This window comes from Aeromonas sp. 604282, assembly GCF_049170575.1.
GTDB classification, from domain to species: Bacteria; Pseudomonadota; Gammaproteobacteria; order Enterobacterales; family Aeromonadaceae; genus Aeromonas; species Aeromonas veronii_A.
The window spans coordinates 21,394-45,727 of the sequence record NZ_JAAKMV010000013.1 but is presented as its reverse complement, the minus strand read 5'-3'; the positions used below and the strand labels follow the sequence as shown (position 1 = coordinate 45,727).

Genomic DNA, 24,334 nt, shown 5'->3' with positions numbered 1-24,334 from the left:
GGTGGAACAGGGACTATCAGCTTAGTCGGCGTGGATGACGTTTGTGATGGTCGCAACAAAAAGCAAAGGCGGGCGGTTGTTAGCCAATGAAAAATAGTTATCGCATTCTTGGCACCTCCCTGCTGACCTTGGGGTTGGTAGGCTGTTTTGAGGTGCCGGATCAGAACCATCTGGTCACAGCTCAAGGGATTGTGCCGGGACTCGACTGCCAGCGTCCGCCGCTGGTAGCGTTGGCGACCACGGCGCTGCCCCGTGAATTCGGGGTGACGGTGTGGAATCTCTACAAGGGCCAGCGCAAGAACTGGCGCGAAGGGATGGACAGTTACGCCAAGGGGCAGGATCTGGTGCTGCTGCAAGAGTCGGCCACTCGTCCCGATATGCTCGACTGGCTGCGCGCCGGTGATTTCCATTGGCAACAGCTGCAAGCCTTCACCCAGGGCGGCGTGTCGTTCGGGGTGATGACGGTGGCCAAGACTCCGCAGGCGTTCGTCTGTGGCGTGCGCTCTCCCGAGCCTTTGCTGCGCATCCCCAAATCCGGGCTGGTGAGCCTCTATCCGCTGCAGGGCGATCCTGACGGCGTGATGGTCATCAATATCCATGCGGTCAATTTCGAGCTGGGGATGGCCACATTCCGCGAGCAGCTCAACGATTTGACTGCCTTGGTGCGCCGCCATCAGGGGCCGGTTATTCTGGCCGGTGATTTCAACACCTGGAGCGACAAACGTCAGTTCTGGTTAAGCAAATTGGTGGACGAGCTGGGCCTGCAAGAGGCCGTGCCGGTGCCTGACTTGCGCCGCACCGCCTTCGGCCGCCCGCTGGATCACCTCTACTACCGCAATCTGGACCTGGTTGAGGTGAGTTCACCGGCGACCGACAGTTCGGATCACAACCCCATCATTGCGCGCTTTGCCGCCCAGTCTGTGACTCCCTGACCCCAGTCTGTGACTCCCTGATCGGGAATGATGTGTGCGTGTTGCCCATAAAAAAATCCGGCGCCTGATAGCGCCGGATTTTTTATACGCACTGGCGGTCAACCCGCTCGGGATGACCCGCTGGCATTACTGGTAGAGACCCAGATTCGCTTTGGCGTAGGCTTCGAAATCGGTGCAGCCACCGATGTGCTGCTCATCCAGGAAGATCTGCGGCACGGTATTGACCGGCTTGCCGGCGCTCTTGGCCAGATCTTCTTTGGTGATGCCTTCGGCATGGATATCCACGTAGCGGAATTTGAAGTCATCGCGCTGTTCGGTCAGCTGCTCGGCGATCTGTACGGCACGGACACAGTAGGGGCAACCCGGGCGACCAAAAATCACTGCAAACATATTTTCTCTCCGTTTTTTAAGCCGTTTTTGTATGGCCGTTGATATGAGGCAGGCAACAGCATAGCCCTGCCTCGTGGCGACTTGAAGCCGAAATTATCGATACCGTGATTCGAGTGGGCCTATTGGCTCAGCTCTCATCGGCGATCTGGATCGGCTGCTGCTGATAGATGCTCTCCAGCACCCCCTTCTCGAATACAGTCCAGGGCCACGGCGCCTTGCTGGCACGGTAGCGCTCATGGGTGGCCGGATCTTGGGACAGGCCGCGCTGGAACATCACGAACGCCTTGCGCTGGCCACCTGCCGTGTCGATAAAACCCACCAGATTGGAGGTGCCGGTGATGGTTCCCGTCTTGGCGTGGACCTTGTTCTTCATCATGGGGGCGGTGACGCTGCGGCGCCACGCCAGGGTGCCATCCACCTGAGAGCTTGGCAGCAGCTTGATCAGGCCAAGCTCGGCATCATTTTTCTGGATGAAGTTCAGCACCGACATCATCTGACGGGCGCTGATGAGATTGTGAGCGGAGAGACCGGAGCCATCGGCCAGGGTGGCATTGCCCAGATCGATGCCGTTCTTGGTCAGGATGGCGCGCACCGCCATGGTGCCGCTGCGATAGCTGCCCGGCTTGTTGTAGTAGTGACGGCCCACGGTTTTGAGGAAGGTATCGGCATAGAGGTTGTCCGATTTCTTCAGCATCTTGGCGAGCATCACTGGCAGGGAGACCGAGTAGTGGGTGCCGAGGGTCTCAGCCCCTTCAGGGGCCTTGTGGGTGACCCGCAGCAGGCCATCATGCTTGATACCGGCACGGTTCATCGCCCAGCGGATGTTGTCCCAGCCCCAGGCTTCCACGTCGTGAATGGCGAAACGCAGCCCCTGCGGCTCCTTGTTCGGGGTGATGCAGCCCTTGAGCTCGTAGAAGTTGCCCTTGGCCATGTCCACTTCCAGTGCGCAGAACTGGCGCGCCATGTCGCCATAGCTCATCACCTCCACGTTGTCGGCACCGATGCCGATGGGGACGCCGGTGGCCACGTTGCCGACCGCCGGTTTGCCAATCTGGGTGGCAGTGATGGTGCCGTAGGCGCAGTTCTTGTCGATGATGACCGAGGAGACGGGCGCTGCGAAGCAGAGGGTCTGATCCCCCCACGACCAGCCGTTGCCGCGCTCGTAGCCGTTGTAGGCGCCGGTGTTGACGTAGACATTGCCCTTGATGCTGGTGACGCCGAGCTGTTTGAACAGGGCCAGCAGATCCATGCGGGAGAGGGTGGGGTCGCCGACGAAGTTGATCCAGATATCGCCGTTGATGGTGTCACCCTGTTTGGCGCCCGGCTGGGCCTGAATGTCGGTGGCGAAGCGGAAGTCGGCACCCAGCTCGAGGCGGGCCGCCAGCGCGGTGAGCACCTTCATGGTGGAGGCGGGGGCGATCATCTGATCGGCGTGGCGGGCAAACTCGACGCCGTTATTGCCCTGCACCATGATGGCGTACTGGCCACCCTGAGGGGGCGTCAGCGGGGCGGCATGAGCCGCCAGAGAAGAAAAGAGAGCACAAAAACCAATCAACAGCCGCTGCATAACATCCTCTAACGTGACGAAGGGCACGGCAGTGGTGCCGACCCTGACAATTCAACCCGTCGATGCGGGATCGACGGGGGGTAACGCAATTCATGCCATGTATGCCGGTCGCCATCATGCCATCGAGTTGGCGGTACGATAGCGACCCTCATAATCAAAAATTTTCTCTTTTATCTGCCAGAAGCGACCCGATTTGCGGGCGATGACAAAATCCGGATGACGGAACTGGCTTTGCGCGGCCAGCACGCTCGCCAGGGTGGCAAATTCGGGCTCCAGCCCCGGGGCGGGCCAATGATGACGCACAAAGTGCTGTTGAAACAAGCGCCGTGCGCCCGGGGAGTGAAATCCGAAGTATTCACTGAGGGTGAGACCATCCTCATCGTGGTAGGTCACCTCCAGCCGCTCCCCCTGTTTGCCGCGCCCTGCGGTGAGGGTTAGCCCCGCACAGCGGATCACCATGCAATCCTTGAGATTGAGCGCCTCTTTGAGCTTGTCGTCAGGGTCCACCAGCAGCTGATCGCAGCTCTGGCAGCGGCGGGCGGCGATGTCGTTCTCCGCGCCACAGCCGGGGCAGATCTTGGCGCGAAAGCGGTAGTCGCACTCTTCGCGGTTGCCCTCTTCATCTTCAAACAGCCCCTGACAGCGGCGGCCGTAGTGCTCGATCACCTTGCCATCCTCGTCGGTCTTGCCCCAGAAGGTGTTGGCAAAACCGCAGGCGGGGCAGGGCACCTGTACCGGCTCGGTACCGGCGTGGGGGCGGGGCTCCCCCACCTCGGGGGCGAACAGGTTGAAATTGTTGCCCGCATAGTCGAGCACCAGACAATCGGTCTTGCCCGGCGAGAGGCGCAGGCCCCGCCCGACGATCTGCTGATAGAGGGAGACCGACTCGGTAGGTCTGAGCATCACGATAAGATCGACATGGGGGGCGTCGAAGCCGGTGGTGAGCACCGCCACGTTGACCAGAAACTTGAGCTCGCGCGCCTTGAAGGCGTTGATGAGGGCATCGCGCTCCGGCCCCGGCGTTTCGCCGGTGATAAGGGCTGCCTGCTGGCCTCGGGCGCCAAGCAGGCCGTGAATTTCACGGGCGTGTTCGACGGTGGCGGCGAAGATCATCACCCCCTGCCGGTCGGCGGCATACTCCAGCACCTGACTTAGGATATGGGGGGTGACCCGCTCCTGCCGCTTGAGCTCGCCGTTGAGATCTGCCTCGCTGAAGAGGCCGTTCTCCCGCGCCACCAGCTTGCTGAAGTCGTAGTGGACTATGGGAGCATCCACCATGCGCGGTGGGGTCAGGTAGCCGTTTTTGACCATAAAACGCAAGGGCAGCTCGAACACGCAGTCGCCAAACAGCCGCTCGCCGTGGCTCTTGACCATGCCGTGATAGTGGCGCCGGTAGATCCAGCCCAGCCCGAGCCGATAGGGAGTGGCGGTGAGACCGAGGATCTTGAGGGCCGGATTGGCGGCCTTGAGGTGGTCGATCACCTGATGGTACTGGCTGTCATCATCGAGCGAGACCCGATGGCACTCATCGATGATCAGCAGCGAAAACGCTCCGTCAAAGGCATCCAGATTGCGGGCAACCGACTGCACCGAGCCGAACACCACCTGGGCGCTCGCCTCCTTGCGATCCAGACCGGCAGCGAAGATATCGGCCTTGAGCCCCCACGCCTCGTACTTGGCATGGTTCTGCTCCACCAGCTCCTTGACGTGGGCCAGCACCAGCACCCGACCACGCGCCTTGCGGGCCAGCTCGGCGATCACCAGACTCTTGCCGGCCCCGGTGGGCAGTACCACCACGGCGGGATCCGGGTGTTTGCGAAAGTGGCTGATCACGGCGTTGACGGCGTCGGTCTGATAGGGTCTGAGAACAAACATGAGGGCGTGGCGTTTTGGCATGGTACGGCGCAGGGTAGCGCCATTATAGGGTGCTTGCCGCCACAAAAACAGCGGGCCGGCATGATGCCGACCCGCAGGGTGCTTGGGTGCTGATCAATGGAACGGGAAGATGTAGTTCATCCAGCTTGCCATGCGCAGCAGTACTTTGCGCATCACAGATACATGGTGGAAGTAGTGGGTATAGATGGCAGCCTGCCCGCTGGAGCCTGCTATTACCTGATACTTGGCCCACTCGGGGTCGGTGATGGAGATAACCACCGGCAGACGACCCGGGCGCACCGCCGTGGTTTGATCCAGCAGACCGGCGTTGGCCTGCACGTTACCGGCGGCAATGGCCGGAACCACGGCGGTCACCTTGCCTTTGAAGATTTTGCCGGGTACGCCATCGATCACCACTTCGGCCTCATCACCCACCGCCAGTCGCTGCATGCTGTTCTGCCAGAACCAGCCGACGTAGGCGGTGTCATCCTTGTGGATGAAGGTCATCACCGGACGATACATGAAGGGGGTGGCGATCATGCCGGGGCGAAGGGCCAGCTGCACCACATGGCCATCACTCGGGGCATAGACCACGGTTTGGGACTGCTGGTACTTGGCTTCCATCAGCTGGGCCTGCAGATCGTTCAGGGTGGCTTTCTGCTGGTCAATCTGGGCCACGATGTCGTCCACGTTGGCCTGGGTGACGTCGAGGTCACGCTGCTTGCCCACGCCACGGCGCATCAGGTCGCTGGCACGATCTCGATCCAGTCTGGCTGAGCGCAGTCTTGCCTCGATGGACTTGAGGTGCTCGCGGTTGGATTCGACCCGTGCGGTGAGGCTATCCACTTTCAGACGGAACGGCTCATCATCAAGGCGAAACAGCACGTCGCCTTTTTTCACCGGCTGGTTGGCTTGTACCGGCACCTCGACCACTCGGCCCTTGACCAGCGGCACTATGGGGGTGGAGACGTAGTAGTTGCGCGCCATCTCTGAGTAGGGGTGGTTGTAGTTCATCAGCATGATCAGGGTGCCGATGAGCAACACGCCACCCAGTGCTGCGGTGGGGACGGTCCACTTGTTGAGCGGGATGCGGAAGATTTTGAATATGGCGACACACAGCGCCGTGTAGGTCAGGATCAGTAGCAGGTCCATGGTTTATCCCTGTTGCTCGCTCTGTTCGATAGTGTTGATACGGCTCTTCAGGTCCGCCAACTCCTGCTTGAGGGCCGCCAGCTCCTCTTCATCTTTTTGCAGCCGCTGGCTAAAGCCCCAGCCGCGATCGGGGCGATAGATGGTTGCCCAGATCCAGAGGAAGGGCCACAGCACATGCAGGGTAAACAGGCTGACCCAACCTGCCACGTGAATGGCATCCTGATGAGGGTGATTCCGATGTTTGGCAATCTCGTAAGGAATATCGTGGATAACGATGACGCCATAAAAAATGACCAGCCCGACAAAGACGAGCAGACCAAGTGCAAAATAATCAAGGGCCATTTATAACCTCCACTGGCATGACGCACAGCTTAATCATTGGTTCCAACAAGCACTAAAGCAATTAAGAATCACACATTTATCGTCAGTTCGCCCGGAATCTTAAAGCTATTCGCTGTATTGAAGCTGAAGCCGTCCAATAGTTGTCTTATTAGTCTTTTTGTCATTAAAAAAGGCGCCATCAGGCGCCTTTTTGTGCTGCTTTCGCTGCATTTTTTGCTGTTTTTACCCTTCGCTGGTACTGCTGACTAAGGGCTGGCGGAACTTCATCAGGAAGGCCACGGTAATGGCCGCCGTTGCAGTCAGGCCGATGATGGTGGAGGTCCCCATCTCCAGCCCGAACCCGATGGGGGCGTTGGCCAGATAGGTGATCACGACAGCAGTCATGAACATGGCGGGAATGGTGCAGATCCAGTGCAGCTTGCCCTCTTTGATGAGGTAGGCAGCCGCAGCCCACAACATGATGACGGCGGTGGTCTGGTTGGCCCAGCCGAAGTAGCGCCAGATCACCCCGAACTCAGCCTTGGAGATGATGAAGCCAAGGATAAACATGGGGATGGCGATCAGCAGACGCTTGGCCAGCGGTTTCTGGGTCATCTTCAGGAAGTCCGCCACGATCAGGCGAGCACTGCGAAACGCGGTGTCACCAGAGGTGATGGGCAGGATCACCACGCCGAGGATGGCCAGAATGCCGCCCACGGTGCCGAGCAGGCTGGTGGAGACTTCGTGCACCACGGCTGCCGGACCGCCGTTGGCCATGGTAGCGTTGAGCGCTTCGGTGCTGTCGTAGAAGGAGAGACCCAGGGTGCACCAGATAAGGGCGATGATCCCTTCACCGATCATTGCACCGTAGAAAATGAAGCGGCCGGATTTTTCGTTCTGCATGCAGCGCGCCATCAGCGGTGACTGGGTGGCGTGGAAGCCGGATACCGCGCCACAGGCGATGGTGATGAAGAGCAGCGGCCACAGTGGCAGTTCGGTCGGGTGCAGGTTGGAGAAGTCCATCCCGGTGTTGTAGAAGCCTTTGCCGGAGGCGATCAGGCCAACGATGAGGCCGACCGACATGAAGACCAGCAGGGCGCCGAAGATGGGGTAGAAGCGGCCGATGATCTTGTCGATGGGGACTATGGTCGCGAGGATGTAGTAGGCAAAGATTGCCACGATCCAGTAGACCAGATCGGTGGAGGTGAGGTTGGCGAGCAGCCCTGCCGGGCTCAGCACGAATACCACGCCCACCAGCATCAGCAGCACCACGGCAAACAGGTTCATGAAGTGCTTGGCGGCGGTGCCCAGATGCTCACCGACCACGGTTGGCACCGAGGCACCCTTGGCGCGTACCGACAGCATGCCGGAGAAGTAGTCATGTACCGCACCGGCGAAGATGCAGCCAAAGACGATCCAGAGCATGGCGACCGGGCCGTAGAGGGCACCCAGGATGGGGCCGAAGATGGGGCCGACACCTGCGATGTTGAGCAGTTGAACCAGATAGACTTTCTTGTCCGACATCGGGACATAGTCCACCCCGTCAGCCATGGTGATGGCGGGGGTTTTCAGCTCGGGTTTCGGGCTGAATATCCGTTCGATGAATTTGCCGTATATGAAGTAGCCGGCCACAAGTAAGCCGACACAGAGGAAGAACCAGATCATTGCTACGCTCCTGCATTGTTATTTTTTAGTGTGCAGAGCGAGTCTAAAACGGTTACGCCTGTCTGGCAGGTGAAACTCCCCGAGCGGCGCTTTGGCGCGCCGAGCGGTCGGCGGCTGTGATCAGGCGCACACTCCGCGGCTCAGTCCAGCCCCAGCTGATCTTTGAGCTCCTTGAGATAGCGACGACTGACCGGCACCCGGGCGCCGCTCGGGGTGACAATCTCTGCCAGCTGGTTATCAAGCAGCCGGATCTCGAAGATGGCGTTGGGGGAGACCAGATACTGGCGGTGGCAGCGCAGCAGCGGGCTCTTTTCTTCCAGCGATTTGAGGGTGAGCTGGGTGTGGAACAGCTCGCCCTGACAGGCCACATGGACCCCGCCCAGATCGGAGAAGGCATACTCCACTTGCGCGATGGGCAGCAGCCTGACCCGATTGTGCAGATAGCCCGGAATATGTTCGATAGTCGGGGCCAGCCGCTCGATGGGCTGCGGGGAGATATCCTGCTTGAGGCGAGCGAGGGTCTTGGCGAGCCGGGCTGGCTCCACCGGCTTGAGCAGGTAGTCGAAGGCGTTCTCTTCAAAAGCCTGAATGGCATATTCGTCAAAGGCGGTGACAAAGACGATCCGGGGCAGGGGGTCGACCATGGCGACCAGCTCCATGCCGCTCAGCTTGGGCATCTGAATATCGAGGAACACCACATCAGGCTTGAGGCGCTGAATAAGCGGCAGCGCCTCGATGGCGTTGGCCGCTTCCCCCACGATCTCGATGGCAGGATCGCAGGCCAGCTGTTGCCTCAGCTCTTCGCGGGCGTAGTGTTCGTCATCGACAATCAGGGTGCGGATCATGGTTGCTCCTTGGGGATGGTGAACGAGACCCGGGTCCACTGCTCAGGCTCGCAGGCAATAGTCACGCCATAGCGCTCGCCAAAGGCGCTTTTCAGTCGCCGATCGACAATGGTCATGCCCAGGCCGTCGCCAGCGGGGTGCGCTTGCCAGGTGCCTGCATCATCTTCCACATGGATGGTGACGCTGGTGGGATGCTCATCAGTCCAGAGGCGAATGCGCCCTTGCTCCAGCAGGGTCGAGATGCCGTGCTTGATGGCATTCTCGATCAACGGTTGCAGGGTGAAGCTGGGCAGTCGCAGTGTGGCCAGATGGGGCGGGATCTCGTTTATCACAGTCAGCCGATCGCCAAAGCGGGCAAGCTCGATCTCCAGATAGGATTGGCAGTGCTCCTGTTCTTCCTGCAGGGTCGCAAGGCCGCTTTGGCGCTTGAGGTTCTTGCGAAAGAACAGCGACAGGTGCAGCAGAAGGTCTCGCGCCTTGTCCGGATCGCGCCGGGTGATGGCACTGATGGTGTTGAGGGTGTTGAACAGAAAGTGGGGGTTGATCTGGGCCTGGATAAGTTTCAACTCGGACTGCACCAGCAGCCGCTGATGCTGCTCCAGCCGACCGGCCAGCAACTGCTGTGACAGCAGGTTGGCAATCCCTTCCCCCAGGGTGTGGTTGATCTTGAGAAACAGCCGCTTCTTCGGTTCGTAGAGCTTGATGGTGCCGATCACTCCTTTGTCCCCCTGCAGCGGGATCACCAGCACCGAACCCAGCTGGCATGCGGGGGAGAGGCTGCAGCGATAGGGTTGGCTGTTGCCATCGGCAAACAGCACCTTGTTTTGGGCGATGGCCTGCATGGTGATGGCTGATGCGATAGGAGTGCCCGGCAGATGATGATCTTCGCCGGTGCCGATAAAGGCGAGGATCTGCTCGGTGTCCGTGATAGCGACCGCCCCAACGCCGGTCTCCTCCTGAATGATGCGGGCAATCTTGTTGCTCGCCTCCGGGGTAAAGCCCTGACTCATGATCCCCACTGTGCGGTTGGCGATATTGAGCGCCTTGGCGGAGAAGACCCGGGAGAACTTCTCATACATCCGCTGCTGGTCGCGGATCATGCTGATAAAGAGCGCCGCGCCGCAGGAGTTGGCCAGAATCATCGGGGTGGCGATGGTGCGCACCAGCAGCAGGGATTTGTCGAACGGGGTCGCCACCAGCAGAATGATCACCATCTGCATGATCTCGGCATAGAGAGTGGTAAAGAAGGCGATGCGTGGTTCAAACAGGGTATCCGTTCGTCCCGAGCGCATCAGTCGCCAGTGCACTATGCCCCCGAGCAACCCCTCGCAGGTGGTGGAGATGGCGCAGGCGAGATCGGTAAATCCTCCCAGCGTATAGCGGTGCAGGCCGCCGGTCAGCCCCACCAGAAAGCCCACCAGCGGCCCCCCCAATAATCCCCCCAAGACGGCGCCGACCGCCCGGGTGTTGGCGATGGCATCGTCGATATCGAGGCCCACATAGGTACCGAGGATGCAAAAGCTGGAAAAGATGATGTATATCAGTATCTTGTGAGGTAGTCTCACGGAATAGTTGGCAAGCGGGCGCAGCAGCGGGCTTTTCGAGAAGAGATAGGCGATCACCAGGCTGACGCTCATCTGTTGCAGCAAGGAGAGGACCAACTGCATAAAAAACGCTCCTCATAAGCCAGCTGAAAAAATGTTCAGCCCGTGAATAAGTGTGATCAGGATCTTGTTCTGTTGGCCCAACTGGGCGCAACGGGCCGCCAGTTTGCCAGAGAAAGTAGATAAAACCATATTAAATCAGCATGTTAAATTGATATTTGTGTAAGCGGCAGCGGGTTGATATTGATGGATGGAGCATGAATGTATCCGCTGGATACGCCACACGGAGGTGGCATGCTCCGCCCGGCCCCTTGGCTGGGCGTTTTTTATACATGGTCAGTTGGCAACCTTCTGATGGGGGTTTGAGCAATTATTCCGGTTTGTCCAATGAGTTATCCCCAGCTTCTGGGGATAACTCAGAATGCAAAGTAGTAGCAGAAGCGGCGGGTCAGGTTAAAGAACTGCCGTTGTCCCTCATCCAGCTCTTCCTGTTTGATAAAAGCAGTGATGGTGCGTTCATCTTCCCGCAGATCGATCATGGCGACGGCTTCCGGCCGCTGGGCCTTGATATAGGGCAGGATCTTCGGCTTGAGGGGCATGGTGGGTTCGGTAGAGAGCACCAGCGCAATACTCTCGTCTGAGAGTTTCACCAAGGAGCCAGGCGGGTATACTCCCAGCACCTTCACCAGTAACTTGACCAGATTCTGGTCGAACTTCTTCTGGGATAACTTGTAGAGCTGGCTGATGGCCTGACTCGGCGCCGCCGGCGTGCCGCTGTTGCGCGGATGAAGCAGCTCATCGTAGAAGTCGACCAGTCCGATCAGCCGGGCTAATGGCGGGATCTCCCCGCCCTTGATCCCGAGTGGATAACCGCTGCCATCGAGTCGCTCGTGGTGCAGATGGGCGACCTGACGGATTTTCGGTTCAAAGGCGTTGAGCTGGGTCAGCATTTCCAGCCCGTACTGGGGATGCATCTTGAGAAAGTTCTGCTCGGCCTTGTTGAGTTCCCCGCGCTTTTGGGTGATCTGGCTCGGAATTTTCAGCTCTCCGATGTCGTGGATAAGTCCTGCAAGTCCGGTCTCCTCCAATTCGATGGGGTTCATCCCCAGTTCGCGCGCCATCAGCATGGCAATGAAAGCTACGTTGAGGCTGTGCTGTAGCAGAACATCGGTGTGGGGGCTACGAATAAGGTGGAGACCGAGCGGGCCTTCGTGCTGACTGAGGGTGAAGGCGGCGTTGCGGACGATCTGGGCGGTGTTGGCTAACCCCTCGTCCGGTTTGAGGTTGAGCGCCCCGAGTGCATCGCGCAGCTCACTCATGGACTGGCCAAAGGCTTTGTCGGCGGCGCGCATGGAGCGACGAAAGGCTTTTTCGTCAAAAGGGGGTGGACCTGCATCAATCAGGGATTCCAGCTCATCGAGATCGGGTCCGGCATCAGGAATATCGCCACGCAGTAGCGGCTCGATAGGCAGATCGCTCTTGTCCGGATCCACCATCATCAGGTTCAGATCTAGGTGGCGGATGATGTCCAGCTGCTGCTGATCTTTGATTTTGAAGGCATTGAACATGAACGGGTGATTAGTCCATCCGGTGGGGAGATGGATATAGTGGCCTACCCGCAACTGTTCGATTGAGGCTTGGATCAGTGCCATCGGTTAACCTGCATTTCTGGAATGCCTACTCAACAAGCTAGCAAAATCCGATGGATAGACAACTAAAAATCCATGAAGGAGACCGGGAACCATCCGCGCTGTGATAAAGCGCACGAGCATCAGAACTCTCTTAATTCGCTCTTAAGTTTTACTTCCTACGCTGGCTCCGTTGTTTTCGTTTGCTTGACCGGCTCTGCAGGCCGGTATTTAGGAGTGATGTATGCGTGTAACGCTCGGTGTGCTGCAGACCAATCTGCTGCTTGTGCTCTTTTTCGCGCTGGTTCTTAACTGGCCTATCCTTTTGCACTTCTATTCGGTGCTCAGTGAGCTGAGTCACGTCAAAGCCGGATTCGCCATCTCAATCCCGCTGGTGCTGATTGCGGCACTCAATGCCGTGTTTATTCCCTTCACGTTCCGGTTTGTGCTCAAACCCTTTTTTACCGTATTGATCCTGAGCGGCTCCATCGTCAGTTACGCCATGCTCAAATATGGCGTCATCTTTGACGCCGGTATGATGCAAAACATAGTAGAGACTAACAGTGGTGAGGCGGGTGCCTATTTGAATGGCTCGGTTGCGCTCTGGTTTCTGCTGACCGGGCTGCTGCCTGTTCTGGTGCTCTGGTCACTGCGGATCCGCTATCCGGCCCGCTGGTATCAGGGGGTGGCGTTGCGGGCTGGTGCACTAGCTATCTCTCTGCTGTTTATCGGGGGCGTCGCGGCACTTTACTATCAGGATTACGCCTCGGTCGGGCGCAACAACAAGTCGCTGGCCAAAGAGATTGTGCCCGCCAACTATGTGCACGGCCTCTACAAATATGGACGGGATGTGCTGTTTGCCACGCCGATCCCCTACCAGCACCTGGGGACCGATGCCAGGGTGGTAGCACGGGGAAGCAAGCCGACCCTGATGTTCCTGGTGGTCGGGGAGACGGCGCGCAGCCAGAACTACTCCCTTAACGGGTATGGCAAGGCGACCAACAGCTTCACGGCCAAAGAGCAGGGGGTGGTGTCTTTTAAGGATGTGCGTTCCTGTGGCACGGCGACCGCGGTCTCGGTACCTTGCATGTTCTCCAACCTCACGCGGCGTGGTTACGATGAACAGCTTGCCAACTCCCGTGATGGCCTGCTCGATGTGCTGCAACATGCAGGAGTCTCGGTATTGTGGAAAGAGAACGATGGAGGTTGCAAAGGAGTGTGCCGTAATGTGCCGACCATCGAGATCCTCCCCAAATCCTACCCGGCGCTTTGCCAGGGGGAATCCTGCTATGACGAGGTACTGCTGGAGGGGCTGGATCAGCAGATTGCCGGTATGAAGGGCAACAAGCTGGTGGCCTTTCACCTGATGGGCAGCCATGGCCCGACCTATTTCCGTCGTTACCCTGCCAGCGAGCGCGTCTTTATGCCGGACTGTCCGCGTAGCGACATCGAAAACTGCAGTAACGAAGAGCTGGTCAACACCTATGACAACACCATCCGCTACACCGACAAGGTGGTGGGACTGCTGATAGACAAGCTCAAGTCGCTGGAGAGCCAGTACAATGTGGGACTGGTCTATCTCTCAGATCATGGCGAATCCCTCGGGGCTATGGGGCTCTATCTGCATGGCACGCCCTACAAGTTTGCGCCGGATGATCAGACCCGGGTGCCGCTGCTGACCTGGTTCTCGCCCCAGTTACAGGCCGATCGCCAGCTGGATATGGGTTGCCTGGCGGCTGAGGCGAGCAGCCAGCGCTTCTCCCATGACAATCTCTTTCACTCCATGCTGGGGATCATGGATGTGCAGACCCGTGTTTACGACAACAAGCTGGATCTGTTCAAGCCATGTCGGGCGGGCTAAACCGCCAGCAAGCACACAATAGAAAACGGCAGCCACTGGCTGCCGTTTTGTTATCTCGCAAGATCAGAGCCTTACTTCTGCTCCATGATGATCTGCAGCAGATCTCCCTCCAGCAGGGCCCGCTTGACCAGCGCAAAGCCGCCATAGGTCGGCTGGTTCTGGAAGCGGGCTTTCACGATGGGCAGGCCACGGTGGAAGCTCGGCAGGGATTGATGCTCGACACAGCGGCGAATGGCCGGGAAGAGGATCTCTTCGGCGGCGGTGATTTCGCCGGCGATCAGCACCTTCTGCGGGTTGAACAGGTTGACCGTAATCGCCACCGCTCGTCCCAGATGCTCACCCACGTTCTCGATGACGCTGCGGGCCAGTTCATCGCCAGCCAGTGCCGCTTTGCACACCTCCTGAATGGTGATGTGCTTCTCTTGCAGCGCGCTCTGGTGGCCACGGCTGATAAGCTCCTTCACCTTGTCGACAATGGCCTCGTTGGAGGCGATGGTCTCGAGGCAGCCGAAGTTGCCGCAGTGACAGCGCTTGCCGAGGGGCTCGACCTGGATATGGCCGATCTCGCCGACGTTGCGGTTCTGGCCGAGGAACACCTGCCCCTTGGTGATGATCCCCGATCCCGTCCCCTGGTGAACGCTCACCAGAATGGAGTCCATGCAGTCGCGGGACTCACCAAAGAAGTGTTCGGCCAGTGCGAGGGAACGGGTGTCGTTACCCACGTAGCAGGGGAGATTGAAGTGGTTCTCAAGCAGCTTGGCCAGCCCCAGATTGCGGATCTGGTACTTGGGGGTGTAGATGACCATACCGGATTCCGGGTTGACCAGACCCGGCATGGTCAGCGCGATGCTGATGAGGTTGCGGCTGCGTTCGCTATTGGCATCGATGAAGGCGCCAATCTCCCGCAGCAGCATGTCGACCACTGGTTGCTGGTCGATCTCGGTCACCTGAATGACGTGCTGGTCGAGCTCCTTGCCATCGAGGTCATAGAGACTCAGTTGCAGGTAGCCGCGGCCCAGCTTGGCAGAGACAAACTGAAAGCGATGTTTGATGGTGGTCAGGGAGATGGCTCGCCGTCCGCCGGTTGAGGCTTGTGGCGAGGTCTCCTTGATCAGGCCATGCTCGATCAGTTGCCGGGTTATCTTGGTCACGCTGGCCGGGGCCAGCTGACTCAACTCGGCAATCTTGACCCGGGAGATGGGGCCTTGCAGGTCGATGAGCCGATATACGGCTGCACTGTTGACCTGCTTGATAAGATCTACGTTTGCTATTTGTCCGCCAGTCATGATGTCACTGTTGTGTGTAGTGTCCGTTAACCACGGTCCCACGGACCGTGAAGTCCTGATCGAAGACAGTGAGGTTGGCTACTTTACCGACCTGGATACTACCGAGACGTGAGTCCCATCCAATGGCGCGAGCGGGGTAGAGGCTGGCCATTCTCAGTGCTTCATCGAGCGGTAATCCGACCTGCTTGACCAGATTTTCCACCCCTTCAATCATGGTGAGGGAGGAACCGCCGAGTGTACCATTCTCGTCGACACACTGACCATCGCGTAAAAAGACGGTGGTGCCACAAAAATCAAATTTCTCAAAGCCTTCCGGTGCACCGGCTGCCGCGGTGGCATCGGTGACCAGCACCAGTCGCTCCCCCAGCGCCTTGTGAGCCAGACGCACGTTGGCCCAGTGCACATGGTGCCCATCGACGATGATGCCCGCGTAGACATCTTTGCGATCATAGATGGCGCCCACAACACCCGGCTCGCGACCGTTGAGGGTCGGGGTCATGGCGTTGTAGAGGTGGGTCGCAAAGCGAATACCGTTATCAAACCCGGCCATGGCCTGATCGTAACTGGCGGCAGTGTGACCGGCCGAGACCAGAATGCCCGCTTCCACCAGACGGCGGATATGGGCCGGCTCGTTGCGCTCCGGAGCCAGGGTGATTTTGGTGATGGCATCCGCGTTGGCGCAGAAGAAGTCGATCATCTCATCCGCTGGCTGGCGAATTTGCGCGGCAGGGTGGATCCCCTTGCGCTTGAGGTTGGTGTAAGGCCCTTCCAGATGAACGCCCAGCACCTCGTTGGGGTGTGCCGTCATGTAGTCGCGGGTGACCGCAACTGCCTGCTTCATGTCCGCATCCGGGCTGGTGATCAGGGTCGGCAGGAAGCTGGTGGTACCGGACTTGAGGTTAGCCGCCTGCATGGTCGCCAGAGTTTCGGCCGTGATCTCGGTGTTGAACATCACCCCGCCACAGCCGTTGAGCTGCACATCGATGAAACCGGCGGTTAGGTTGGCGCCCTTGAGGTCAATCAGCTCGATGCCTGCAGGCAGCTCGGCCAGGTGAGAGATGGCGACAATCTTGTCGCCTTCGACAAGCACCCCGTAGCCGGTCAGCACGCAGCTGCCGGTGTAGAGGGTGCAGTTGGTCAATGCGTACATGGCAACTCCTTACAGACGGCCGATGTTGGCGGCTTCCAGCTGCTGGAAGTAGCGAACGGTCTTGACCTTGAGCTCCATGGTGGAGGGCTCGTCGCACACCATCATTCCCTTCGGATGCAGTTGCAGGGTGGAGATGGTCCACATGTGGTTGACGCTGCCTTCCACGGCGGCCTGCAGGGCCAGTGCCTTGCCGTGGCCGGTCACCAGGATCATGATCTCTTCCGCATCCATCAGGGTGCCGACACCCACGGTCAGCGCCAGCTTGGGTACCTGCTCCATGTCGCCACCGAAGAAGCGGGAGTTGGCGATGCGGGTATCTTCGGTCAGGGTCTTGACCCGGGTGCGGGAAGAGAGGGAAGAGGCCGGCTCGTTGAACGCGATGTGACCATCGTTACCCACGCCACCCATGAACAGGTGGATCTTGCCGTAGGACTTGATCTTGTCTTCGTAGCGCTTGCACTCGGCCACCAGATCCTCGGCATTGCCGTTGAGGATGTTGATGTTTTCGGGACGAATGTCGATGTGACTGAAGAAGTTGTTGTGCATGAAGCTGTGGTAGCTCTCCGGGTGATCTTCCGGCAGGCCGACGTACTCGTCCATGTTGAAGGTGACCACGTTCTGGAAGCTCACTTCACCGGCTTTGTGCAACTCGATCAGGCGCTTGTAGGTATTGAGCGGCGTGCCGCCGGTGGGCAGGCCCAGCACGAAGGGACGATCTGCAGTCGGTTTGAACGCATTGATACGGTCAACGATGTAACGGGCAGACCAGAGGCCTACTTGGCTGGCAGATTTCAACGGGATCAGGCGCATGATGGATACCTCTGTTTCGGGTTGCGACCGGTTTGCTGGTGGCAATGGGCTAATACGGATTCTAGTTGTTTTATAGCGTAAATAAAGATTGCGGACTAAGCCACATCTATCAACCACCTTTATCTTGTTTGGGTGATAAAGATCACGATTATCGGTTTATTAATTTGCGCAGCGAAATAAAAGTCCTAGACTGCCAATCAAGCCTTGATGGCTTATGCGTCAAACGTGATAAGCACTTAATTTCTAGAAAAACATTAACTAAGGAGAGGAACCGTGAACATTCTCGGTTATTTGCAAAAGATCGGCCGTGCCTTGATGGTGCCGGTAGCGGTATTGCCTGCCGCAGCGATCCTGATGGGGGTTGGCTACTGGATTGACCCGAATGGTTGGGGTGGTGACAGTGCGCTGGCTGCCTTCCTGATCAAGGCGGGTGCCGCCATTATCGACAACATGTCCGTACTGTTCGCAGTCGGTGTCGCCTACGGTATGTCCAAGGATAAAGACGGTTCTGCTGCCCTGGCAGGTCTGGTTGGCTTCCTGGTCGTGACCACTCTGCTGAGCCCGGGTGCCGTGGCCCAGATCAAGAGCATCCCGCTGGAACAGGTTCCTGCCGCATTCGGCAAGATCAACAACCAGTTCGTGGGTATCCTGTGTGGTGTCATCGCCGCTGAACTGTACAACCGCTTCAGTAGCGTCGAGCTGCACAAGGCGCTCTCCTTCTTCTCCGGTCGTCGTCTGGTACCGATTGTGACCTCCGTGGTGATGATCATCGTATCTTTCATCCTGATGGCCGTGTGGCCGGCAATCTACGGTGGTCTGGTTGGTTTCGGTGAATCCATCGTCAGCCTGGGCTCTACCGGTGCCGGTATCTACGCCTTCTTCAACCGTCTGCTGATCCCGATCGGTCTGCACCACGCCCTGAACTCCGTGTTCTGGTTCAACGTGGCCGGTATCAACGACATCCCGAACTTCCTGGGTGGTCAGGCTACCATTGATGCCGCTCTGGCCGCTGGCAAGAGCCTGGATCAGGTGAAAGGCGTGGTCGGTATGTACCAGGCTGGCTTCTTCCCCATCATGATGTTCGGTCTGCCGGGTGCTGCGCTGGCCATCTACCACTCCGCCAAGAAAGAGAACAAAGAGAAAGTTGCCTCCATCATGATCGCAGCTGCCTTCGCCTCCTTCTTCACCGGGGTGACCGAGCCGCTCGAGTTCTCCTTCATGTTCGTGGCGCCGGTTCTGTATGTCATCCACGCAGTGCTGACCGGTATCTCCGTGTTCATCGCTGCCTCCATGCACTGGATGGCCGGTTTCGGTTTCAGTGCCGGTCTGGTGGATATGGTGCTCTCCAGCCGTAACCCGCTGGCGACTAACTGGTACATGCTGATTGCTCAGGGTCTGGTCTTCTTCGGTCTCTACTACGTGGTATTCCGCGCCGTGATTGCCAAGCTGAACCTGAAAACCCCGGGTCGTGAGGAAGATGAAGATACAGCTCCGGCTGCTGCTCAATCTACCAACCGTACCGAGCTGGCCAAGCAGTACCTGGAAGTGCTGGGTGGTCAAGAGAACCTGGTCTCCATCGATGCCTGCATCACCCGTCTGCGTCTGACTCTGAAAGACCGCAGCATCGTCGATGAGCGCAAGCTGAAAGCCCTGGGTGCGGCCGGTGTGGTCAAACTCGGTGAGCAGAACCTGCAGGTGATTCTGGGCCCATTGGCCGAAATCATCGCCGGTGAGATGAAAGCCCTGCGTTAATCGAGCGACTCGCTCACTTCAAGTCTAAGTCCATTGTTGACATAACTGAGAGCCCCGCTTAGGGGCTCCATATAAAAAAGCCAAGAAAATCCAACCTTTACTTCAAATGAGAGCAGCAGTTATGAACTTGAAACATTCTCTGTTAGCCATTGCCATGTCTACCGTTTTTGTCAGCCAGGCCCAGGCGGCCGATGCAGCCAAGCAAGCCGTGGTCGATTCCCTCGCCAACAACCTGGTGGTCAAGTATGAAGTGGTCACCAACGATGGTGCCGGTGCTGGCCTCGATTGCCAGGCGCTCGGTTCCGAGTGGGCGAGCTGCGGTGTGGCCAAGCTGCACCTGACCAATACCGGTGCTGACGTCACCTCCAAAGACTGGAGCATCTATGTATCTTCCATTCGCCGTATTCAGCGTGTGGATAACGACCAGTTCACCATCACTCACCTGACCGGCGACCTCTATCGTTTGACGCCAACCGAGAAGTTCCAGGGCTTTGCCAAGGATGCCACGGTCGAAGTGCCGCTGGTGGTGGAATACTGGGTATTGTTCGAATCTGACATTATGCCGAACTGGTATGTCGCCAGCGAAGGTGCCGAGCCGAAAGTACTGGCCAGTATGAGCAATATCGACGACGCCAGCACCTACGAGAAGCCGATGCCGGCTGATGGCTGGAAGCGTACCAAGGATGACAAGAATATCCTGATGAACAGCGAGACCCGTTTCGCGGCCAACCAGACCAGCACCCTGCTGCCGGCTGGCAAGATTGACAACCAGATCCTGCCGACCCCGATGAAGCAGGTCGTCAAAGCTGGTCCGCAGGTTGACTTCTCTACCATCAAACTCAATGCCCTGGACTTGCCGAGCGATCGCGCCGAGGCCCTGAAGGCTCAACTGACCAAGCTGGGTGTTACCCTCTCCGACACCGGCTACCCGGTGACCATCAAGCTCGGCAGCAAGCTCAAGCAGGCTGAAGGCTATGACATGACCATCGGTCAGAAGGGCACCGTAATCCAGGGTCGCGACATCGACGGGGCATTCTGGGGTGCACAATCCCTGATCTCCCTGCTGGGTGTTGATGACAAGCTGGTGAGCCAGATGACCGTCGAGGATGCGCCGCGCTTTGAATACCGTGGCATGCAGACCGACGTGGCCCGCCACTTCCGCAGTCTGGATACCATGAAGAAGCTGGTTGACCAGATGTCTGCCATGAAGCTCAACGTGCTGCACCTTGGCCTGACCAACGATGAAGGCTGGCGTCTGGAGATCCCGGGTCTGCCGGAGCTGACCCAGGTCGGTAGCCAGCGTTGCCACGACGAGTCCGAAACCAAGTGCCTGATGCCGCAACTGGGTTCCGGCCCGACCAGCGACAACCAGGGTTCCGGTTTCTACAGCAAGTCTGACTACGTGGATCTGGTGCGTTATGCCAAGGCCCGCGGTGTGACCGTGATCCCCGAGATCAACATGCCGGCCCACGCCCGTGCTGCCGTGATCTCCATGGAAGCGCGCTACAAGCGTCTGATGGCGGAAGGCAAAGAAGCGGAAGCCAACCAGTTCCGTCTGACTGATCCGGCTGACACCTCCAACGTCACCTCCGTCCAGTTCTACGACAAGATGTCCTTCATCAACCCTTGCCAGCCGGGTGCTGCCACCTTCGTGGCCAAGGTAATGGATGAAGTTGCCCAGATGCACCAGGCCGCCGGTCAGCCGCTGACCGCATGGCACTACGGTGGTGATGAGGCGAAGAACATCATGCAGGGCGGTGGCTATCAGGATCCGGCCGTCACCAAGAAAGAAGAGCTGGTCGCCTGGAAAGGCAACGTCGACTCCAGCAAGCAGGACAAGCCGTTTGGCAAGTCTCCGATGTGCCAGAAGATGATCGACGAAGGCAAGATCAAGGAAGTGGGTGAGCTGCCGGTTTACTTCGCCAAAGAAGTGGGCCAGATGGTCAAAGACCGCGGTTTCTCTACCCTGCAGGCATGGGAAGATGGTCTGAAGTACGCCAGCGGTGCCAAGGACTTCGCCACCGACAACACCCGTGTCAACTTCTGGGAAACCCTCTACTGGGGTGGCTTCAACGAAGCGATGAAGTGGGCGCACAAGGGTTACCAAGTGGTGCTGTCCAACCCGGATTACCTCTACTTCGACTTCCCGAACGAGGTCCACCCGGCCGAGCGTGGCTACTACTGGGCTACCCGTTTCAACGACACTCGCAAGGTGTTCGCCTTCGCCCCGGAAAACCTGCCGCAGAACGCCGAGACTTCGGTTGACCGCGACGGCAACGCCTTCGTGGCCAAGGGTGACCAGGATCCGGTCAAGTTCAAGGGGATCTCCGGTCAGCAGTGGAGTGAAACTGTGCGTACTGATGCTCAGTACGAGTACATGGTCTACCCGCGTATCTTCTCCGTGGCCGAGCGTGCCTGGCATAAAGGTGGCTTTGAGCTGAACTATGTGAAGGGTCGCGAGTTCTCCGGCGAGACCAAGTTCGTCAACAAGGCCACCCTTAACAAAGAGTGGAACCAGTTTGCCAACGTACTGGGTCAGCGCGTGCTGCCGAAGCTGGATCAGGCTGGTGTTGAATACCGCCTCTCCGTACCGGGTGCCAAGGTAGTGAACGGTGTGCTGGAAGCGAACGTGGATCTGCCGGGTCTGCCCATCCAGTACAGTCTGGACGGTACCAACTGGAGTGCCTATGACGCCGCGGCCAAGCCGAGCGTGAATGGCAAGGTTTACCTGCGTACCACCAGCTTCGATGGCAAGCGCACCAGCCGCGTCACCGAACTGAACTGATAGTAGTCAACCGTTAACATGAGGTGGGTCGCAAGACCCGCCTTTCCCAAGTGCGATGGCGCATCGGGTTTGGGAAAGGTTGACTGTGCGTGTGAGCCTTTGTTGTGTGTAATTGTCTGTTTTGTGTTTTTCATCACTTTCAGCCCCGCCTAGTGCGGGGCTTTTTTATGCATTTGGGGTGCAATGTGCCAAGCCACGCCGTTTTTAGCGGCGCAATGGCCGGGAAATGGCCCGGAAGTGCCAAATTCAGGTTGAGACAGCGCCCGTAATAAGGGATCATACCCGGCTTGACGGCGGGGGGATGAGGGTGCCAGCCGGCACAACTTCCGCCAGTGACGCTTTTTTGAGGTGAGCCATGAGTCAGGCGAACAGCCCAACTAACTTTATTCGTCAGATCATTGATGAAGATCTGGCCAGCGGTAAGCACAGCAGCGTGCATACCCGTTTTCCGCCCGAGCCGAACGGTTATCTCCATATCGGCCACGCCAAATCCATCTGCCTGAACTTCGGCATCGCCCGCGACTATCAGGGCCAGTGCAACCTGCGTTTCGATGACACCAACCCGGTGAAGGAAGATATCGAGTACGTAGAGTCCATCAAGCAGGACGTACAGTGGCTCGGCTTCCAGTGGAACGGCGAGATCTGCTACTCCTCCGACTATTTCGACAAGCTGCACGGCTACGCCATCGAGCTGATTGAAAAGGGTCTGGCCTATGTGGACGAGCTGACGCCCGAGCAGATGCGCGAGTACCGTGGCACCCTGACTGAAGCTGGCAAGAACAGCCCGTTCCGCGATCGCAGCGTGGAAGAGAACCTGGCGCTGTTTGCCAAGATGAAGAACGGCGAGTTCGCCGAAGGTACCGCCTGCCTGCGCGCCAAGATCGACATGGCATCCCCCTTCATGGTGATGCGTGATCCGGTTATCTACCGTATCAAGTTTGCCCACCACCACCAGACCGGCGACAAGTGGTGCATCTACCCGATGTATGACTTCACCCACTGCATCTCGGACGCGCTGGAAGGGATCACCCACTCCATCTGCACCCTGGAGTTCCAGGACAACCGTCGTCTGTACGACTGGGTGCTGGACAACATCACCATCGACTGCCACCCCCGTCAGTACGAGTTCTCTCGTCTGAACCTCGAATACACCGTCATGTCCAAGCGCAAGCTGAACCTGCTGGTGACCGAGAAGCACGTTGATGGTTGGGATGACCCGCGCATGCTGACCGTCTCCGGTCTGCGTCGTCGTGGTTACACCCCGGCTTCCATCCGCGAGTTCTGCAAGCGCATCGGCGTCACCAAGCAGGACAATATCGTCGAGATGAGCATGCTGGAAGCCTGCATCCGCGAAGACCTCAACGAGCATGCACCGCGCGCCATGGCCGTGCTGCATCCGGTGAAAGTGGTCATCGAGAACCTGGCTGGCGACGAAGTGCTGACTGCCCCGGCCCACCCGAGCAATGCCGAGATGGGTACCCGCGAGCTGAACTTTACCCGCGAAATCTTCATCGATGAAGCGGACTTCAAAGAAGAGGCGAACAAGCAGTTCAAGCGTCTGGTGCTGGGCAAGGAAGTGCGTCTGCGCAATGCCTATGTGATCAAGGCCGAGCGCATCGAGAAAGATGCCGATGGCAAAGTCACCTGCATCTACTGCTCCTACGACCCCGAGACTCTGGGCAAGGATCCGGCCGATGGCCGCAAGGTAAAAGGGGTGATCCACTGGGTCAGCGCCACTCACTCCCTGCCAGCGGAAGTGCGCCTCTACGATCGTCTGTTCAAGGTGCCGAACCCGGGCGCCGAGGATGACTTTGAAGCTGCGCTGAACCCGGAATCCCTGGTGATCATCGAGGGTGCCCGTGTCGAAGCTTCGCTCAAGAACGCCAAGCCGGAGCAAGCTTACCAGTTCGAGCGTGAAGGTTACTTCTGTGCCGACAACAAGCTCTCCAGCCCGGAGCATCTGGTGTTCAACCGCACCGTTGCTCTGCGCGACTCCTGGGGCAAAGTAGAAGGCTAAGCCGATGGGGCAGGGGAGACCCTGCCCTGTGCGATGCCACGGCCTGCGCCGGACAATAAAAAAGCCAGCTGATGCTGGCTTTTTTATTGTCCGTTATCTGCAAGTCGCGGGCGACTTATTCGTCGTGCTTGCACTCACCGGTAGCACAGTGACCGTAGAGGTAGAGGCTGTGGTTGGTGAGACGGATATTGAATTTCTTGGCGATCTCGCGCTGACGCTGTTCGATCACTTCGTCGGAGAACTCGATCACCTTGCCGCAGTCAAGGCAAACCAGGTGGTCGTGGTGCTCCTGAGTGGCCAGCTCGAATACCGACTTGCCACCTTCGAAGTGGTGACGGGTAACGATACCGGCATCATCAAACTGGTTGAGAACGCGATAGACGGTAGCGAGACCAATCTCTTCACCCAGGTCGATCAGTCGTTTATAGAGATCTTCGGCGCTGGTGTGCTGGCAATCCGGCTGTTGCAGGATTTCCAGGATTTTGACCCGGGGCAAGGTGATCTTGAGCCCGGCCTTTTTTAACGCTTGGTTGTTGTCTGCCATATTCTACTTATTCGCATTCTCGAAGGTGGGGTTATTCTGATGGACTGCCGCAGGAATGGCAACCTTGAACTCGCTTGGCCTGTCATTATAGGTCGTAGCCTCCCTAAAAATAAACCCAGCAATTCAAGGGGTTTAGCCATAAAGGGCCGG

At 58.3% G+C, this 24,334-nt stretch carries 18 protein-coding genes; 5 read left to right on the top strand and 13 right to left on the bottom strand.

What is annotated here, in order from left to right:
* Nucleotides 1-86 precede the first annotated feature (86 nt).
* Entirely contained in the window at nucleotides 87-932 is an 846-nt protein-coding gene (locus G5367_RS15245) for an endonuclease/exonuclease/phosphatase family protein (RefSeq protein ID WP_216979116.1), read from the top strand.
* 126 nt (nucleotides 933-1,058) lie between these two features.
* Here G5367_RS15245 and G5367_RS15240 read toward each other — a convergent pair whose 3' ends face one another.
* The 9 genes from G5367_RS15240 to G5367_RS15200 all read right to left on the bottom strand — a co-directional run bounded on the left by G5367_RS15240 (nucleotide 1,059) and on the right by G5367_RS15200 (nucleotide 12,003).
* Nucleotides 1,059-1,355: a GrxA family glutaredoxin gene (locus tag G5367_RS15240; RefSeq protein WP_224970215.1), complete on the bottom strand. Its 297-nt coding sequence runs from the start codon at nucleotides 1,353-1,355 to the stop codon at nucleotides 1,059-1,061.
* 94 nt (nucleotides 1,356-1,449) lie between these two features.
* Nucleotides 1,450-2,889: a D-alanyl-D-alanine carboxypeptidase/D-alanyl-D-alanine endopeptidase gene (gene dacB / locus G5367_RS15235; protein ID WP_005350510.1), complete on the bottom strand. Its 1,440-nt coding sequence runs from the start codon at nucleotides 2,887-2,889 to the stop codon at nucleotides 1,450-1,452.
* A 114-nt stretch (nucleotides 2,890-3,003) separates the two neighbouring features.
* A complete protein-coding gene (locus G5367_RS15230) occupies nucleotides 3,004-4,764 on the bottom strand; it encodes a DEAD/DEAH box helicase (RefSeq protein WP_421244625.1) in 1,761 nt (586 codons plus the stop codon).
* 114 nt (nucleotides 4,765-4,878) lie between these two features.
* Nucleotides 4,879-5,916, bottom strand: a complete 1,038-nt coding sequence (locus G5367_RS15225) for an HlyD family secretion protein (RefSeq protein ID WP_064336863.1) — start codon at nucleotides 5,914-5,916, stop codon at nucleotides 4,879-4,881.
* Nucleotides 5,917-5,919: 3 nt separating this feature from the next.
* The gene (locus G5367_RS15220; RefSeq protein WP_005337862.1) at nucleotides 5,920-6,258 is read right to left on the bottom strand and encodes a DUF3302 domain-containing protein; all 339 of its coding nucleotides are present in this window, start codon (nucleotides 6,256-6,258) and stop codon (nucleotides 5,920-5,922) included.
* Between the two features lie 222 nt (nucleotides 6,259-6,480).
* Nucleotides 6,481-7,902: a carbon starvation protein A gene (locus G5367_RS15215; protein ID WP_005350521.1), complete on the bottom strand. Its 1,422-nt coding sequence runs from the start codon at nucleotides 7,900-7,902 to the stop codon at nucleotides 6,481-6,483.
* A gap of 140 nt (nucleotides 7,903-8,042) precedes the next feature.
* Nucleotides 8,043-8,747, bottom strand: coding sequence for a two-component system response regulator BtsR (btsR, locus tag G5367_RS15210; RefSeq protein ID WP_421244626.1), 705 nt, complete (start codon nucleotides 8,745-8,747; stop codon nucleotides 8,043-8,045).
* The gene (locus G5367_RS15205) at nucleotides 8,744-10,414 is read right to left on the bottom strand and encodes a LytS/YhcK type 5TM receptor domain-containing protein (protein ID WP_421244627.1); all 1,671 of its coding nucleotides are present in this window, start codon (nucleotides 10,412-10,414) and stop codon (nucleotides 8,744-8,746) included. The genes btsR and G5367_RS15205 overlap by 4 nt, the downstream gene beginning before the upstream one ends.
* Before the next feature lie 353 nt (nucleotides 10,415-10,767).
* Nucleotides 10,768-12,003 (bottom strand): HD-GYP domain-containing protein, encoded by a 1,236-nt coding sequence (locus tag G5367_RS15200; protein WP_247822438.1) that lies wholly within the window; start codon nucleotides 12,001-12,003, stop codon nucleotides 10,768-10,770.
* A 220-nt stretch (nucleotides 12,004-12,223) separates the two neighbouring features.
* Here G5367_RS15200 and G5367_RS15195 point away from each other — a divergent pair, with 220 nt between their 5' ends.
* Nucleotides 12,224-13,840: a phosphoethanolamine transferase gene (locus G5367_RS15195; RefSeq protein ID WP_421244628.1), complete on the top strand. Its 1,617-nt coding sequence runs from the start codon at nucleotides 12,224-12,226 to the stop codon at nucleotides 13,838-13,840.
* A gap of 71 nt (nucleotides 13,841-13,911) precedes the next feature.
* Here the strand turns inward: G5367_RS15195 and nagC are convergent, their stop codons facing one another.
* From nagC to nagB, 3 genes are read right to left on the bottom strand one after another with little or no spacing between them, the layout of a single operon-like run.
* Entirely contained in the window at nucleotides 13,912-15,126 is a 1,215-nt protein-coding gene (gene nagC, locus G5367_RS15190; RefSeq protein WP_041234156.1) for a DNA-binding transcriptional regulator NagC, read from the bottom strand.
* A gap of 4 nt (nucleotides 15,127-15,130) precedes the next feature.
* A complete protein-coding gene (gene nagA / locus G5367_RS15185; RefSeq protein ID WP_421244629.1) occupies nucleotides 15,131-16,276 on the bottom strand; it encodes an N-acetylglucosamine-6-phosphate deacetylase in 1,146 nt (381 codons plus the stop codon).
* A 9-nt stretch (nucleotides 16,277-16,285) separates the two neighbouring features.
* Nucleotides 16,286-17,086, bottom strand: coding sequence for a glucosamine-6-phosphate deaminase (nagB, locus tag G5367_RS15180; protein ID WP_005344421.1), 801 nt, complete (start codon nucleotides 17,084-17,086; stop codon nucleotides 16,286-16,288).
* 273 nt (nucleotides 17,087-17,359) lie between these two features.
* Here nagB and nagE point away from each other — a divergent pair, with 273 nt between their 5' ends.
* From nagE to glnS, 3 genes are all read left to right on the top strand, one after another.
* Entirely contained in the window at nucleotides 17,360-18,838 is a 1,479-nt protein-coding gene (gene nagE / locus G5367_RS15175; RefSeq protein WP_005344423.1) for an N-acetylglucosamine-specific PTS transporter subunit IIBC, read from the top strand.
* A 121-nt stretch (nucleotides 18,839-18,959) separates the two neighbouring features.
* Entirely contained in the window at nucleotides 18,960-21,623 is a 2,664-nt protein-coding gene (locus G5367_RS15170) for a beta-N-acetylhexosaminidase (protein ID WP_421244630.1), read from the top strand.
* A gap of 355 nt (nucleotides 21,624-21,978) precedes the next feature.
* Nucleotides 21,979-23,640: a glutamine--tRNA ligase gene (gene glnS, locus G5367_RS15165; protein ID WP_139494497.1), complete on the top strand. Its 1,662-nt coding sequence runs from the start codon at nucleotides 21,979-21,981 to the stop codon at nucleotides 23,638-23,640.
* A gap of 115 nt (nucleotides 23,641-23,755) precedes the next feature.
* Here the strand turns inward: glnS and fur are convergent, their stop codons facing one another.
* A complete protein-coding gene (fur, locus tag G5367_RS15160) occupies nucleotides 23,756-24,184 on the bottom strand; it encodes a ferric iron uptake transcriptional regulator (RefSeq protein ID WP_005334301.1) in 429 nt (142 codons plus the stop codon).
* Nucleotides 24,185-24,334: the final 150 nt, after the last annotated feature.